This is a genomic window from Vibrio sp. OY15 (assembly GCF_000742455.1).
GTDB classification, from domain to species: Bacteria; Pseudomonadota; Gammaproteobacteria; order Enterobacterales; family Vibrionaceae; genus Vibrio; species Vibrio alginolyticus.
On sequence record NZ_JPIL01000009.1, the window covers coordinates 150,021 to 165,003 of the forward strand.

Annotated in this window: 17 protein-coding genes; 10 read left to right on the plus strand and 7 right to left on the minus strand. The window is 44.9% G+C overall.

The features are described 5' to 3' along the window. Nucleotides 1–24 precede the first annotated feature (24 nt). Nucleotides 25–396 carry a VOC family protein gene (locus IJ23_RS11165; RefSeq protein WP_005373979.1) on the plus strand — a complete coding sequence of 124 codons (372 nt, stop codon included), beginning with the start codon at nucleotides 25–27 and terminating at the stop codon, nucleotides 394–396. Between the two features lie 98 nt (nucleotides 397–494). Here the strand turns inward: IJ23_RS11165 and IJ23_RS11170 are convergent, their stop codons facing one another. Further along, on the minus strand, nucleotides 495–716 hold the full coding sequence (locus IJ23_RS11170) for a hypothetical protein (protein WP_017635120.1): 222 nt from the start codon (nucleotides 714–716) through the stop codon (nucleotides 495–497). 122 nt (nucleotides 717–838) lie between these two features. On the opposite strand from IJ23_RS11170, the gene IJ23_RS11175 reads away from it, so the two are divergent. Continuing rightward, the gene (locus tag IJ23_RS11175) at nucleotides 839–1,366 is read left to right on the plus strand and encodes a TetR/AcrR family transcriptional regulator (protein WP_033906295.1); all 528 of its coding nucleotides are present in this window, start codon (nucleotides 839–841) and stop codon (nucleotides 1,364–1,366) included. A 44-nt stretch (nucleotides 1,367–1,410) separates the two neighbouring features. On the opposite strand, the gene IJ23_RS11180 is transcribed toward IJ23_RS11175, so the two are convergent. Beyond that, nucleotides 1,411–2,361, minus strand: a complete 951-nt coding sequence (locus IJ23_RS11180; RefSeq protein ID WP_033906296.1) for a helix-turn-helix domain-containing protein — start codon at nucleotides 2,359–2,361, stop codon at nucleotides 1,411–1,413. A gap of 184 nt (nucleotides 2,362–2,545) precedes the next feature. On the opposite strand from IJ23_RS11180, the gene IJ23_RS11185 reads away from it, so the two are divergent. The 4 genes from IJ23_RS11185 to IJ23_RS11200 all read left to right on the plus strand — a co-directional run bounded on the left by IJ23_RS11185 (nucleotide 2,546) and on the right by IJ23_RS11200 (nucleotide 7,493). After that, nucleotides 2,546–3,958 (plus strand): ethanolamine ammonia-lyase subunit EutB, encoded by a 1,413-nt coding sequence (locus tag IJ23_RS11185; RefSeq protein ID WP_005388715.1) that lies wholly within the window; start codon nucleotides 2,546–2,548, stop codon nucleotides 3,956–3,958. Next, nucleotides 3,951–4,835 (plus strand): ethanolamine ammonia-lyase subunit EutC, encoded by an 885-nt coding sequence (gene eutC, locus IJ23_RS11190; protein WP_033906297.1) that lies wholly within the window; start codon nucleotides 3,951–3,953, stop codon nucleotides 4,833–4,835. Before IJ23_RS11185 ends, eutC begins: the two co-directional genes overlap by 8 nt. An 11-nt stretch (nucleotides 4,836–4,846) precedes the next feature. After that, nucleotides 4,847–6,250 (plus strand): ethanolamine permease, encoded by a 1,404-nt coding sequence (gene eat / locus IJ23_RS11195; RefSeq protein WP_005373969.1) that lies wholly within the window; start codon nucleotides 4,847–4,849, stop codon nucleotides 6,248–6,250. A 187-nt stretch (nucleotides 6,251–6,437) separates the two neighbouring features. After that, complete coding sequence (locus IJ23_RS11200) at nucleotides 6,438–7,493, plus strand: NAD(P)H-dependent flavin oxidoreductase (protein ID WP_033906298.1); 1,056 nt, start codon at nucleotides 6,438–6,440, stop codon at nucleotides 7,491–7,493. Between the two features lie 38 nt (nucleotides 7,494–7,531). Here IJ23_RS11200 and IJ23_RS11205 read toward each other — a convergent pair whose 3' ends face one another. Next, entirely contained in the window at nucleotides 7,532–8,011 is a 480-nt protein-coding gene (locus IJ23_RS11205) for a peptide-methionine (S)-S-oxide reductase (protein ID WP_033906299.1), read from the minus strand. A 217-nt stretch (nucleotides 8,012–8,228) separates the two neighbouring features. Here IJ23_RS11205 and IJ23_RS11210 point away from each other — a divergent pair, with 217 nt between their 5' ends. Continuing rightward, nucleotides 8,229–8,969 (plus strand): DeoR/GlpR family DNA-binding transcription regulator, encoded by a 741-nt coding sequence (locus tag IJ23_RS11210; protein ID WP_017635127.1) that lies wholly within the window; start codon nucleotides 8,229–8,231, stop codon nucleotides 8,967–8,969. On the opposite strand, the gene IJ23_RS11215 is transcribed toward IJ23_RS11210, so the two are convergent. The 4 genes from IJ23_RS11215 to IJ23_RS11230 form a co-directional block, all read right to left on the minus strand. After that, the gene (locus tag IJ23_RS11215) at nucleotides 8,970–9,863 is read right to left on the minus strand and encodes a DMT family transporter (protein WP_005373960.1); all 894 of its coding nucleotides are present in this window, start codon (nucleotides 9,861–9,863) and stop codon (nucleotides 8,970–8,972) included. It abuts the gene before it with no gap. A 154-nt stretch (nucleotides 9,864–10,017) separates the two neighbouring features. Next, nucleotides 10,018–10,374 carry a VOC family protein gene (locus IJ23_RS11220; RefSeq protein ID WP_033906300.1) on the minus strand — a complete coding sequence of 119 codons (357 nt, stop codon included), beginning with the start codon at nucleotides 10,372–10,374 and terminating at the stop codon, nucleotides 10,018–10,020. Between the two features lie 29 nt (nucleotides 10,375–10,403). After that, complete coding sequence (locus IJ23_RS11225) at nucleotides 10,404–11,057, minus strand: isochorismatase family protein (protein WP_033906301.1); 654 nt, start codon at nucleotides 11,055–11,057, stop codon at nucleotides 10,404–10,406. A 32-nt stretch (nucleotides 11,058–11,089) separates the two neighbouring features. Next, nucleotides 11,090–11,815 (minus strand): NUDIX domain-containing protein, encoded by a 726-nt coding sequence (locus IJ23_RS11230; protein ID WP_005373953.1) that lies wholly within the window; start codon nucleotides 11,813–11,815, stop codon nucleotides 11,090–11,092. A gap of 298 nt (nucleotides 11,816–12,113) precedes the next feature. Between IJ23_RS11230 and pncB the strand changes: the two genes are divergently transcribed. From pncB to IJ23_RS11245, 3 genes are all read left to right on the plus strand, one after another. Then, the gene (gene pncB, locus IJ23_RS11235) at nucleotides 12,114–13,424 is read left to right on the plus strand and encodes a nicotinate phosphoribosyltransferase (RefSeq protein WP_033906554.1); all 1,311 of its coding nucleotides are present in this window, start codon (nucleotides 12,114–12,116) and stop codon (nucleotides 13,422–13,424) included. 320 nt (nucleotides 13,425–13,744) lie between these two features. Then, nucleotides 13,745–14,104, plus strand: a complete 360-nt coding sequence (locus tag IJ23_RS11240) for a hypothetical protein (protein WP_033906302.1) — start codon at nucleotides 13,745–13,747, stop codon at nucleotides 14,102–14,104. A gap of 214 nt (nucleotides 14,105–14,318) precedes the next feature. Beyond that, nucleotides 14,319–14,837 carry a glycine zipper 2TM domain-containing protein gene (locus IJ23_RS11245; protein WP_005373945.1) on the plus strand — a complete coding sequence of 173 codons (519 nt, stop codon included), beginning with the start codon at nucleotides 14,319–14,321 and terminating at the stop codon, nucleotides 14,835–14,837. Nucleotides 14,838–14,983: the final 146 nt, after the last annotated feature.

A 14,983-nucleotide genomic window follows, 5' to 3' on the forward strand; every position in this document is an offset into this window, starting at 1 on the left:
GGAAAAAGGCTTAGGAAATTGGAAATGGAAAACCTCAATATTGTTGAAATCAAATCATTTGTTCCGGCGAAAGATTACGCGCTATCAAAACGCTTTTATGAGGCGATTGGCTTTGAAATGGCGTCGGACTTCGGTGATGTAGCATACTTCTCTCAAGGTAGCTGCGCGTTTCTTTTACAGAATTTTTATGAGCCAGAACACGGCAATAACTTCATGATGCACTTGCTCGTAGAAGACGCAGAAAGTTGGCATCAGCACTTATCCAAAGTGGGTCATGAGGAATTTGGTTCGCGTTTGACAGAGCTAGTCGAGCAACCTTGGGGCATGCGCGAATGTTGTTTGTTTGACCCTAGTGGCGTTTTATGGCGAATTGGCCAGAACATGAATACTGACTAAAGCCAGTCTTATTTTCACCGCATCTACGCGCAGGTATTGAGATCTCGATATCTGCGCGTTTTCTTTTTTACTTAGCCTTGCCAACGTTTGTAGCGCACTCACGCCTTTTTCGAGGTGGTGTGCGATGGGCTAACGCCAAAAAACTCCTCAAGCAGCATGGCTTTGAGTTCCGCTCTGACTTCTGCGCCACCGATTAACGCCAAAAGTGCGAGTCCTCCTGGAATAAGGATGACCATTAATATCGGTCTTAAAATATACGAAAAGCAGAAGATGGTCGGGAAGAAAATCAATCCTTGGCCTAGTTTGTTTAATACGTACATGAGCGATTCCTTTTGTTTTTATATAAAATGAGCATGCTCAATTTTATAAATGAGCGCGCTCAATTTGTCAATCTCAACCACGCAAGGTATGATCCTTTCAGGCTCATTAAGCAGACACATCAATGACGAAGCGACAACAAACCAGAGATAAAATTCTAAAAGCCGCATGGGCATCTTTTGCTCAAAATGGCTATGACATGACGACCACAAGGCAGATAGCGAGAGAAGCAGGAGTAGCCGATGGTACAGTGTTTAGCCATTTCCCGACTAAACTGTCGATTTTGCGCGAAGGGATGCTGGCGCAACTGCAACAGATCAGCCAAGAAACGCTAGTCAGTGTGGAAGGTAAAACCGATATCGACATTGGTTTGGCGCTGACGGAGAAATACTATCGCTACTATTTTGCGAACGTTGAGCTGAGCCGAGCTTTGTTGAAAGAAGTGATTTGGGATTTGGATTATTATCAGTCGTTTAACCAAGCTTTGTTTCAATCTGTAAACGGAAGCTCCGTCCTTGAGGGAAAAATACCGCTGATTTTTGACTGCTATTTTATGACGTTAATCTCGCACTTGAGCCGTGCAGAACCGGATGTTGAAGCGGCACTTGAAGAGTTTCATGCTAAGTTTCAGCAAATCATTGCGACTGCATAACATGGCCCCAACGCAGGATCTGAAAGAATATACTGCCTGTCATTTTATTTGCTGGACTCCCATTTTCTCGTTTCAGTTGGCGTCTCACCAAATAGCCGCTTGTAGCTTTGACTGAACTGCCCGAGATGGAAAAAACCAAAGTCAAAAGCAATTTCTGCAATTGTTCGATTATCTTCAGGGCTTTGTAGCACTCTACGTACTTGATTCAGGCGCATTCGATGTATGAACTGCTTTGGGGAAGTATTACAGCAATGTTCAAAGGTGTACTGTAGTGTGCGACGACTGACGTGTACTGCGTCACACAGTTCACTGACGGTTATCGGTGTACGGTAGTCTAGATCCTGTAGCTGTTGTTTTATACGGTGCATCACGTGTTGACGATGAGAGCTTGATATCGGATGGCTCGTGTGCAGTGAACTGAGTGAGAACAACTCCAGCACAATATCTTTTAAGATTGCTTGATGTGTGGTTTCAGACCATCTTGGCTCGGCGGAACCAAGTAACGTGCCTAAGTAGTATTTAAGTTGTTGAATGTGTTTTTCCGTCAAACCCGTTAAGTGTAATGTGTTGTTTTGGATACTCCCAAGCTCAAGTTGATTTTCTATGATGTGAACGAAGTTTTTGTCGAGCACTATTCCATAGATAGAAAACTGCTCCGGTGTCATTAACTCAAAATCAGCGCCACCTTGCCTAAGCAAAAGTTGGCTTGAATTAAACTGACTGTGATTTAGGTGTAGCGGCTTATTTTCCGCACTCAAACCCAACCAAATACCTCCCTCTTCAACCCTGCATTGCTGTCTTAGCGAGCGGTTACTGTCTTCACGAAACACATGGAAATTGGGAAATCGTCGTTCTCGAATTTGACCTAAAAATCGACCATCGCTGAGTTGGTCATATTCCTGTTGCCAGTTTATCAGACTCGCAGCTTGTTGGTTTGCATCCTTAGTGTGATGGATGCACAGCATTGGTGCAGTTTGGGGTATTTGGTTACTCATCCTTGTGATGCTCATTCCTTTTTTGTGAGTCATGTTGGAGCAGTATTTACATAACTCATTGTTTATTATTGGTTTATAAATGTTGCCAGTTTTTGATAACGCTACGGAACACATTTGGCAATACTTTCTTAAAGCTTATTGATAGTTCAGCAAAAAGCGAACCAAATAGTGAAGAGGAAGAGCAATGACGGCAACTTATCGTCGGCAACAAGGAAGTAAAGTCTATACCTTTAAGTCATTAGCTGACTTGATGGCGAAAGCGACACCGGAGCGCTCAGGCGATGCGTTAGCCGGGGTTTGTGCTCAGTCAGCGGCAGAACGTGTAGTCGCACAAATGGCGCTGTCTGAGTTACCACTTAAAACGTTTCTTAACGAGGCGGTTATTCCATACGAAAGCGACGATATCACTCGTCTAATTATCGATACGCATGACCTTGAAGCCTTTAAGCCGATTGAGCACTTGACGGTCGGAGATTTTCGAAATTGGCTGCTGAGTGAAGAAGCCGATGGTGAAACGTTGGCTAAAATTCGTCAAGGTTTAACACCAGAAATGGTGGCCGCAGTCAGTAAGATTATGCGCAACCAGGATTTGATTCTCGTTGCTAAAAAATGCCAAGTTGTCACGGCTTTTCGGAATACGATTGGTTTGCCGAGTCGCCTGTCTACTCGCTTACAGCCGAATCATCCCACTGATTCTCTCAACGGTATCGCAGCGACCATTTTTGATGGTCTGATGTACGGAAATGGCGACGCGGTTATCGGTATCAATCCGGCAACAGATAATGTGCCTCAAGCTATCAAGTTAATGAACTTAATGGATGAGGTGATTCAACACTATCAAATACCGACTCAGTCTTGTGTGTTAACTCATGTAACGAACACGATCGAAGCCATTGAAATGGGTGCACCAGTCGATCTCGTTTTTCAGTCGATAGGTGGCACGCAAGGGACGAATGATACCTTCGGAATCGACTTGTCGATTTTGAAAGAGGCCCATGAAGCCGCGTTGTCTTTGAATCGAGGTAGCGTAGGAAACAATGTGATGTATTTTGAAACCGGACAAGGTACCGCGCTGTCTGCGAATGCATTTCATGGGGTCGATCAACAGACTTGTGAAGCCCGTGCTTATGCTGTCGCGAAACAGTTTGATCCTTTGTTGGTTAATACTGTCGTTGGGTTTATTGGCCCTGAGTATCTGTTTGATGGTAAACAGATCATTCGTGCTGGGCTTGAAGATCATTTCTGTGGGAAGCTGCTTGGTTTACCTATGGGTTGCGACATCTGTTACACCAATCATGCCTATGCCGATCAGAATGACATGGATAACTTGCTGACACTATTAGGTGTGGCCGAGTGCTCGTTCATCATGGGTATTCCTGGGTCTGATGACATCATGCTCAACTATCAAACTACCTCATTTCACGATGCCCTTTACGCAAGAAAAGTACTCGGTCTGAAGCCAGCTCCAGAGTTTGAACAATGGTTAATGGAGATGCAGATTTTCGAGAGCGTGCAAGACGTTCGGTTAAGTGAGCAAATCTCTCGCTCGTTTTCGGGAGCAATTAATCAACTGAATAAGGGGTATTCTCATGGGTAAAGTAATCACCATTGCTCAGTCCCCACAAGATGAGTCTGAAGTTGTCACACACAACCCTTGGGGCAAGTTACGCGACTTCACCTCTGCTCGGATCGCTCTGGGTCGCAGCGGAAACAGTGTACCAACCAACGAGTTACTCTCATTTCAGCTGGATCATGCCCAAGCTATGGATGCAGTGCATTGCAGTTTGAATATTGAGTCTCTCGTTGCTGGTTTGTCGGACTCTTACTCGATTCTTGAAAATACCTTAGAGCCTCCAGTGGTAGTGAGAAGCCAAGTGAGTGATCGGCTTATGTACTTGCAAAGGCCCGATTTAGGACGGCAGCTCGATGAATCTTCTTGGAAAACGCTCAACTCGATAGCAAATGAGGATAACACTGACATTGATCTTGCGATTGTTATTGCTGATGGACTTTCTTCCGTCGCAATTCAAAACCATGCCGTGCCTGTTGTTACTCGATTGATTTCTCTTTTAAGCGCTGATGATGGACATCAATGGAAATTCGCACCTATCACAATCGTAAAGCAAGGAAGAGTAGCGGTAGGGGATGATGTTGGTGAATGTTTTAACGCCAAGGCCGTGCTGGTTTTAATTGGAGAGAGACCCGGTCTAACTTCTCCGGATAGCATGGGTATGTATCTCACTTGGGGGGCTAAACGAGGCTCTAAAGATTCCCAAAGAAACTGCATTTCCAATGTGCGTCCCCAGGGGCTCAACTATGACGATGCCTGTGAACGCGCATTTTACTTGCTCAAGGAGGCTCGAAAATTACAACTGTCAGGAGTGAACCTGAAAGACCGCTCCGATATCAATGAGCCAAGTGGCGCAAGCGTTGAAGATAAACACAGCGACAACTTTTTAATTTCATCAAAGTAGAAGGATTTACTATGTCTAAACATCAGGAGTACTTGGCCAAAAGGCAGCTAAAAAGAGGCACCGCAGGTTGGATTTTACTTGCTGGCTTAGGTGTCTCGTATGTTATATCTGGTGACTTCGCCGGTTGGAACTTTGGCATCGCTCAAGCAGGATGGGGAGGCTTTCTTATTGCTGCTATCGCGATGGCAGTAATGTATTTCACGCTAGTATTGTCTTTAGCTGAAATGTCTGCGGCTATTCCTGCTGCGGGTGGTGGTTACAGCTTCGCAAGACAGGCGATGGGGCCGACAGGTGGCTTTTTCACTGGCTTATCAGTTTTGATTGAATATGCGCTCGCGCCTGCTGCGATAGTGATTTTTATTGGCTCAGCAGTGAATGAATTGGTTGGTATCGATGGCCCTGTTGTTTACGCACTTTTCTACGCCGTCTTTATCGCTATTCATATGGCAGGGGTTGGCGAAGCTCTCAAAGTAATGATGGTCATCAGCGGTTTGGCTGTGCTAGCTATTCTCATTACTGCTGCTGTGCTTATTGGTCACTTTGACGTTAATAACTTATTCGATATTGCTCCGGCGACGGCTCAGGCAACAGAAATCTTGCCGTTTGGGTGGTATGGCGTATGGGCTGCGTTGCCATTTGCAATGTGGTTGTTTCTTGCGGTTGAAGGTGTGCCTTTAGCGGCAGAGGAGGCAAAAAATCCGGCAAAAGATGTTCCCAAAGGCATCATTGGTGCGATGCTGTTTTTATTGCTAACCGCAACTCTCGTAGTCGTCCTTTTGGCTGGTGCGGTTGGCTCAAAGGTCATAGGCGATAGCGCGGTGCCATTAGTTGACGCCCTAAAGCTTACGGGCAATTCAACGGTAGCAATGGCCGTGAACTTACTTGGATTGGCTGGCCTTATCGCTTCTTTCTTTTCAATCATTTATGGTTACAGTCGCTTGGTGTTTGCGCTTTCCCGCGCGGGTTATTTACCGCAAACTTTGTCATTAACCAGTGACAAAAAAGTGCCTTCTCGTGCGCTTTTGGTTCCGGGCGTTTTTGGGTTCTTGGTTTCACTTACGGGTGAGGGGGACTTAATCTTGGCGATGGCTGTTGTCGGTGCGACTGTATCGTACGCATTAATGTCCTTGAGCCATATTTTATTGCGAATTAAACAGCCGGAATTAACTCGTCCATATAAAACGCCTGGTGGGATAATTACTTCGAGTATTTCTCTGGTGCTTTCTTTGATCGCAATGACAGGTGTTTATGCTTTTGATCCCTCAGCCTTTTTCATGACAATGGGATTGTTTCTTATCGGTGGTGTTTATTATGGGTTATACAGCCGCAACAAATTGGTGGCAGCAACCGCCGAGGAAGAGTTTGCCATGCTGTCTGTGGCAGAGCTAGAGCTTGAATCAGATGTCGTACGATAGTCACTTTGATTCTTTTTATTCAGCATATTAAGGGAGCCATAGGCTCCCTTTGTCATTTCTATCAAAAGTGCATAGCGCACAAATGCATCACTTTAACTTTATAAGTGTTTAATCATGTGAAAGTCTAGTCTGGATAACGATGGCGCAGATCCATCACAGGTAAAGGTTAAGTTTTCAAGGAAAGATCATGATAAACAAGGTATTTAATACACTTTTGGGAACAGAGTTACCGATTATTCAAGCGCCAATGGCCGGTGTGCAAGACAGCCAAATGACCATCGCCGTCAGTAATGTTGGCGGGCTTGGCTCGTTACCTTGTGGAATGCTGAACAAAGACGCCATCGTAAAAGAACTTCAACTTATCAAGCAGGCAACTAACCGACCGTTTAACCTCAATTTCTTTTGCCATGAAATGCCGGAGTATGACGCCAACAAGCACGAAAAGTGGCAAAAAACGCTGCAACCGTATTTTTCCGAGGTTGATGCAACCGTTCAGGCTCAGCCAAACGCTCCGACAAGGATGCCTTTCAATCATGATATTGCTGACGCGATTGAACCATTTGCACCGCCAGTGATCAGTTTCCACTTTGGTTTGCCAGACGATGATCTGTTAGCTCGAATTAGAGGGTGGGGAGGGAAGATCCTTTCGTCAGCGACCACGGTGGACGAAGCACTTTGGCTAGAAGCAAAAGGCGTTGACGGTATTATCGCCCAAGGCTTGGAGGCTGGTGGACACCGAGGTATGTTTTTATCGGATGATTTAACTACTCAATTAAGTTTGATGGCGTTATTACCACAAATCGCCAAACGGGTGAATTTGCCCGTTATTGCTGCAGGCGGAATCGCTGATAGAAGTGGGGTGGAAGCCGCGTTGAGATTAGGAGCGAGTGCCGTTCAAGTTGGCAGCGTCTATTTGTTGTGTGATGAGGCGAAAACATCGTCTTTACATCGATATGCCATTGCCAGTGAACGCGCGCAACATACCGCAGTGACCAATGTTTTCTCGGGCCGACCAGCGAGAGGCATTGTGAATCGCGCGATGTCGGAGCTAGGCTACATCAGTGAGTTTGCGCCGAAATTCCCATACGCCTCCATTGAAATGGCTCAACTAAGAGCGCTTATGGAAAAGCAAAACCGAGATGAATTCACACCGTTGTGGTGCGGACAAAACTCGTCGGGTTGTAAGGAAATATCGGCGGCAGAAATGACATTGTCATTAGTGGAAGGCATCGATTTAAACTGATATGCATCTTGCCTTTTAAAGCGATGCTGACTGAATGGTTACGAGTTATCCCTGTATTTATGTAGTAAATCTAATGGGATGTGACAGTAATCATTCGGAAAGTTTGTGAGTCTGTCTTGGTGCTCATCATCACTTGGTACATAATTCGTGAGTGGCAGTACTTCTACGGCGATCTTGTCGGCGTCCGGTCGTGCTGCGATAAACGCTTTCGCGATGGTGAGATGCTGTTCGTTTTGGCTATAAACACCAGTACGGTACTTCTCACCTACGTCTTCACCTTGCTTGTTAACGCTGTAAGGGTCGATTATCTCAAACAAATACCCCATTAAAGTTTCAACCGAAACTTGCTCAGGGTCGAACTGGGTTTTCACGCACTCTGTGTAGCCATCGTATTCGGATTGAGTGTTATCCGTTGTGCCATTTGCTCGCCCGGCTTCTGTGTTGATTACGCCCGGAAGGTGGCGCATAAATTCTTGCACGCCCCAAAGGCAACCGCCTGCGAAGTAAATTTCTTCCATTACTTTTATCCTAGTCTTTACCGTTGTTGGGATGTAGGGAGCTAACCCCTCTTCTTCCATCCCATTTTCGTTGCCCTATTATCTGTTGATGGGAGCGATATTCGCAAGGTGCAGCTTGGCTAATCAGACCACGCGTTTTTTCCTTTTTACTTTCAAGTTCTTTTCATATGAAACATCAGGTGAGTATACTGTAAGCTCATCAATAAGGAGCGAATCTGTGAACCCAAGACAAAATGAAATCCTGCAATTAGTGAACGACCGTAAACGCGTTCAAGTCACGGAGCTTTCTGACATCATTGGCGTGTCGGGCGTGACCATCAGACAGGATTTGAACTTTCTGGAGCAACAGGGCTACCTAAAGCGCGTTCACGGCGCAGCTACCGCGTTGCAAAGTGATGACATTGATGCCCGCCTAGAAGTACGTTTCGATATTAAACAATCGCTCGCAAACCAAGCTGCGGATTTGGTCGCACCGAATGAGACAGTGCTGATTGAAGGAGGCAGTGCCAATGCGTTGTTGGCTCGGACATTGGCTGAGCGCGGCGATGTGACCATTATTACGCCATCGGCGTATATCGCCCATCTCATCCGTAACACTTCTGCCAACATTATCTTGCTTGGTGGCGTGTATCAGCACCAAGGCGAGAGCTTGGTCGGACCGCTGACTAAGTTGTGTATTGAGAACATTCATTTCAGCACGGCCTTCTTGGGTATTGACGGCTTCCATCAAGACACTGGCTTTACTAGCCGCGACATGATGCGCGCTGAGATTGCAGAAACCATCATTGCGAAAAAAAGGCGCAATATTGTTCTAACGGATTCTAGTAAATTTGGGCAAATTTATCCCTCATCAATTGGTAAGACTGACGAAATATCAGTGCTGCTGACTGACAAAGCCGCTCCGAAAAGCGACCTTGAACAAATCAAAAAGCGAGGTGTGGAAGTTATATTAGGCTGATTAAGCCACGCTTCGTTTTCTCTTCGCGAGCATTGCTGTTGGGGAGAAACCGGTGACTAGCATAGTGCCGCTAAGCACTAGAATTGTTCCTATGATGGTGTTAGAGCCGACGGGCTCATCTAGCACCAAGTAGCCCCATAAGATACCAAAAACAGGAACAAGAAAAGTGACAGTCAGTGCTGACGCTGGGCCGATATCAGAAACTAAGCGGAAATAGAGCAAATAAGCGAACCCTGTGCATACAACGCCGAGCGTGACAACAGAGCTCCATTCGAAATGACTTGGTTCTGCACGCATTGGTAAGAATGGTAGCAGCGGCAGTACCCAAATAACCGCCGCCCACATGCTGCCGTGAGCATTATCAAAAGCAGGTACTTGTGGCGCATTTTTAGTGTAGTTGGTAGCAATGCCATAGCTGAAAGAAGCCATCAAACTGGCGGCAATAGGGAGCATGGCTTCTTCACCTATGGTTGAAGTATCTAAGCCGACCAAGACTGCAACGCCTCCAATGCCTATTAGCATACCGAGAACAGATTTCGCTGTGAGTGGGCTGCGGTACCAAACAAAGCCAACTAGTGCTCCCCATATTGGGGCGGTTGAGTTCAATATTGCTAAAGTTGATGCATTCAGTGTCTGGGCTGCGTACGCAAAGAGTAAAAATGGAACTGCGCTATTGAATAAGCCAATAATAAAGAAGTGTTTAGTATGCGCAGTTAACGTGAGTTTCTTCTTCAAATATACGGCGATCAATAACAAAGCGACGGCGGCAAATGTAACTCGAAATTCGATTAAGTAAGCCGGCCCGAATGTGTTGGCGGCGACTCGCATAAACAGAAACGAGCCACCCCAAATAGCAGCGAGGCAGAGTAAGCGAAAAAAACTGACGGCAGTCATTTGACATCCTTGGTCGAGGGCTAGCGCCTCATCGATTAATTGTTGCGCTAACAGTGAATTAAACCAAGGATGAGGTCAACCAGAAATGTAATGCCAGTTCCGGATCTGGCTAGCTTGGGCTCACGTTGATGGTGTGTTGTTGATTTGTGATCACTTAATGGCTCTCTGACCATACTGCGAATTCATTTCCACTCGGTTCAGTGAAGTGGAATCGACAGCCGCCGGGGAATTCGAAAATAGGGCGGATAATTTTTCCACCATGCTGCTCTACTTTTGTCTGAGTGGCCTGAATGTCTGAGCTATAAAATACTAAAAGTGCGCCACCATTTGCGATTTGGTTTATAAACTCAGATTTGAAGAATCCGCCATCCAATCCTTGTCCTGAAAATGCAGAATATTCTGGACCATAATCGGTAAAGCTCCAGTCAAAAGCACGCTCAAAAAATTGTTTAGTCGCACTGACATTAGTGGAACCAAATTCAACGTAATTCAATTTTTCATGTTGATGCATGGTGAAATCCTTCTCGGTTACTATCGTTTCTAGGCGAACTTTTCTACGATGATGTCGTCCGCTTTTTCGACAAATAATGCGCCATTATCTCTGAGCTCTGTCAGCACATTCTCTACATTATCAGGCAGCACCGCACGAGTTGAAGCAAGATTAACTACCACATTGTAGCCAAGTTCCAGCGCTTGCATGACGGATTTTTTCACACAAAAGTCTAAGGCAAGGCCACCGATAACTAAGGTATCAATCCCGTTGAACTTTAGAAATTCATGCGCGCCTGTCGTTTTTGTGTCGGCAATATCATGGAAAAAAATACCGTAAGGGTGCGCGTCAGGATCCATACCTTTATTAACTTGAAAATCGTAGTCCAACACGGGTGGTAAGCCATCTAGCAGCTCAGAACCTGTTGTGCCAAGCACACAGTGACGGTTCCACTTTATATCCACATTCGGTAAACCAACGGGCTCAAGCATATTGGCTGGCGATTCTGCATCCCATTTTGCTTTCGGTGGGTGCAAGTCACGACTGACCAGTTTTAATCGGCCTTTGGCATGATTGTTCAAAAGCTCCGGTACGATTTCCAACGCACCTGCAACGGGCAGTTCATTTGGACATAACTCACTAAAGCCTTTCTCTGGATCAACGTCGATCACTGCTGTAGTTTGATAGTTTACTCGAACAGTCATGGCAGACTCCTTGTCTGTCTGATTGTCTGCGTTTATCCACGCAAACAGTTTTGAAAAAAGGTTACTTCGTCGCTAGTCAGCGTATATACCATTGCGGGTTTTCCACCTTTGCCTTTGTTGGTTGAAGCGACTTTATTAGTGGGTTTTAGTACGCCTGAATCTATCAAGCGGCGCTTAATCGTCATTCGGCTGATATCAATACCAAACTCTTGATATGCAGAAATGATGTCCGCAACCAAAAACTCTTTGTCTAATGCAAACAAAAGAACCGATGTGTATTCAATGGATGCACGAAGCTTTTGCCACGCTTTTTCAATGGTTTTTTGATGATCAAATGCGAGGGTTTCTTCTCCATTGAGAATAGCCTGTAGCGAAAACCATTTAAGTTGGCATTCCGGTACACCTGCATTATTTATTTGCTCTACATTGTTACGATCAACTAAGGCGTAGTGCGTAATGTTTAAGCTCCAGTCTTCTGGATCGCGCTTTGGATCACCGTCGATAAATGCTTCGCTAAAATGGCGAGGGTAGGTATGGATTTTCTCACGGCAAATTCGGCGACGCGCCGCTTCAAAGTTTTCATCGGCCGGGCGTCCGCCTTCACTGGTTAAGTCTTTATCAAAGACAAATCCGCCCGGTAGTGCCCAGACTCCATGGTATGGCCGATTTGGATTTGAACGTTTAATCAACAACACTTCCAATCCCTTATCGGCACAGCCAGATAGCCTGAATGGAATAATGTCGACAGATACGATCATGGTTGGGTCCTAATATTGATTTGTAAGTAATCTAGCGCATAACAAGTGGTCAATCAATGGGTAAGTAACGAGTTGTTAGAAACGTTTTCGGTAGTGTTCTTAATACGGTTTGAGCATAAATTTACGGATGACTCTGACTTATTCACAATGCTTGCTCGAATTCTAGACAAAAAAACCTTATAAAAATGAGTGGTTAGTAACAAAAGTTGACAAACTATAGATGGGTGTTTATTGTTTACGCAAATTAGTTAGTAACAAAAAGTTATATACCCAGGAAGGGCATGTAGAAGGGCACCTAATGACCACCAAACTATTTTCTTCCCGCATCATTCAAAGCGCTTTGGATTTCGATGTCTACAAAGTCAATATGATGAGCGCTGTAACAGCGCTTTACCCTGATGCGATGGTGTCATATAAGTTTATCGTGCGCAGTGAGGAAGACCTCTCTGAGCTTTTGCCCGAGGTAAAAGCCGAAGTCCTTAAACTGCAAGATATTCAATTTACGCAAGAAGAAATTGAATATATTAAGCGTGTCGCGCCTTACCTGAATCCTGACTTTGTTGATGCACTGCGCCATTTCCGTTTCAACCCACAAAGTGATGTCTCTTTCCATAATAAAGCCATGGCTGATGGCTCAAGCCAGTTAAGAATTACCATTAACGGTTTGTGGCGAGATACCATCTTGTACGAAACGATCATCATGAGCATCGTGTCTGAAGTTCGTAGCCGTCAGCGTTGGTCAGATATCCCTGTTGCGCAATTTACCACTGTTTTAGAAGAGAAAGTTCGACACCTAAAGTCGGAACTAAAACGTCGTAACATTACTAACTTTAAATTTTCTGACATGTCGACGCGTCGACGTTTTTCCTTCCAAGCTCAGCGCACTATGCTGGAATATTTGTGCCAGGAAGTGCCGGAATGTTTGACAGGAACAAGCAACTATCACTTAGCAAAAGAGCTAAACTTGACGCCTATCGGCACCGTTGCTCATGAATGGTTTATGGGACACCAAGCTCTGGTGAATGTGCGAGATTCGCAAAAAGTGGCGTTGCAACGTTGGCAAAAAATGTTTAATGGTGCACTAGGTATTGCACTGACCGACACGATTGGTATCGATGCTTTCCTTAAAGACTTTGATGAAGAACTAAGTAACGCGTACTTCGGCGTACGTCACGATAGTGGTTGCCCTTATCGCTGGGGTGAAAAAATGATTGCACACTACCAGTCGCTGAATATAGACCCATTAACAAAAACACTGGTGTTTACCGACGGACTTAACTTCGAACAAGCGTTAGATATTTGCGAGTATTTCCAAGGACGTATTCAGGTGAGTTTTGGTATCGGTACTTTTCTTGCCAATGATATGGGTGATTATGTCAATAAAGATGGTGAAGCCTACCAGCCACTTTCTATCGTGATAAAAATGGTCACGTGCAATGGTTCACCGGTCGCCAAAATCAGTGACGAACCTGAGAAAGCCATGTGTGAAGATATCTTCTTTTTGATGAATCTCAAGCGCCGCTTTGAACAACCTCTTGATTTAAATGAGTGTCGTAAAATGATTGATCGTTTAGAAACTGAAGGTCAAAATTATCTCATCGACGCGTAGGCGTTATCCTCTCTCCATGATAAGCACCCTCTATCGTTACGACAAATTTATATAGGTAAACGTGGAGGGTGATTTCGTTATAGTAATATACAGAAGTAACCAGATACAGCGCAGGAAAGCACTCAAAAGTTGATGTGTTATCTGCCTTTGATTGGTGTAAATCGATACGTTACAGCATCGTGGACGGTGTATCTCATCCGACACTAAACTCAGTCTAATCACGTAGTTTATTCCCACGTACCATGAGCTCACTCGGGTATAGACGTCTATCTGCTTTTATGACTTTGGGCTTCACGTAGTTGCTTGAATCAGGAGTCAAAATGAACCTAGTAGTACATTTGCAAAAGAAAGCGATCCGAAAATATGGCTATGAGATGGCCACTCGCCAAGCATGGAAGTGTGGTATCAAGGCAAATCTTGTAAAGCGCGTGATTGGCCTTTTTAAAGGACAAATTGTTTGTGTGGTTGAAGGTTGCCGAGCAGAGTTTTCTTCTCCTCTTAATAACCCCCTTCACGAAGATGGCAAGCAGGGGCGATATGTGTTTGTTGGCGGTGTATGCTGGGAACCAAATAACATTATAGCGCCTGGTTTCCCTGATTTTATGTTTATGCACGTGCGTAATCTAAGCCACCGTCATAAGTATTTAACGGATGACGAACTATTTTTGAGCTTGGCTTAAAAATAAATCTCATAGACTAGTCCAGTCCAATCATAATCAGTAGTGATACAGTTTTAGCTCTGTTGACATTCTGCTGAGTGTTTCTTGACGTATCTCTTATAAAACAGTGTTTCTTTACTTGTTAATAACAGAGGGTTTGTTTTCGTCTGATGTGATTTCCCTTTTGCGATTTACCATAACGCTCATCAAAGCAAACCATACTGGGATGTAAATCATGAATATGAAATCTATCGCAATTGCAACGGCAGTTGTTGCTGTACTAGCAGGCTGTAAAGACAAAACGCCACCAGCTCCAACTCAAGCAAACATTACTTTGGTTGAAGCGGTGACTGAAACGGTGAAAAAGCCGCACCAAGTATGTAAAGATGTGGTAGTAACCGAGCAAGTTGCCCCTGCGGATGACAATAAAATTATTGGTACGGTTGGTGGCGCAGCAGCTGGAGCTGCGCTGGGCAACCAAATCGGTGGTGGCTCAGGTAAAGTGATTGCAACTGCAGCTGGTACGATTGCTGGTGCACTGACAGGTCGTAAGATCCAGGAAAATGTGCAAAAAGGTGATGTAGTAACAACGACGAAAAAACAGTGTCATACAGAATATACGACATCTGATAAAGTAGTGGGTTACGACGTCACTTACGAAGTTTCAGGTGCACCAACGACGGTTCGTTTGGCGAGCAAGCCAGCGACAAAAACGTTCCCAATTCAAGATGGTAACGTTGTTCTACCACAATAGTTAGCGACTTAACCGAAGCGATTAACAAGCCCTTTTATCTTTGAGATGAAAGGGCTTTTTCACATAAGCGGCGTTTTCATCTGTTTTCCCATTGGAATGTGCGGCCAGAAATACCCGTTAATTTCCGCGTTCGATACAATCACTTT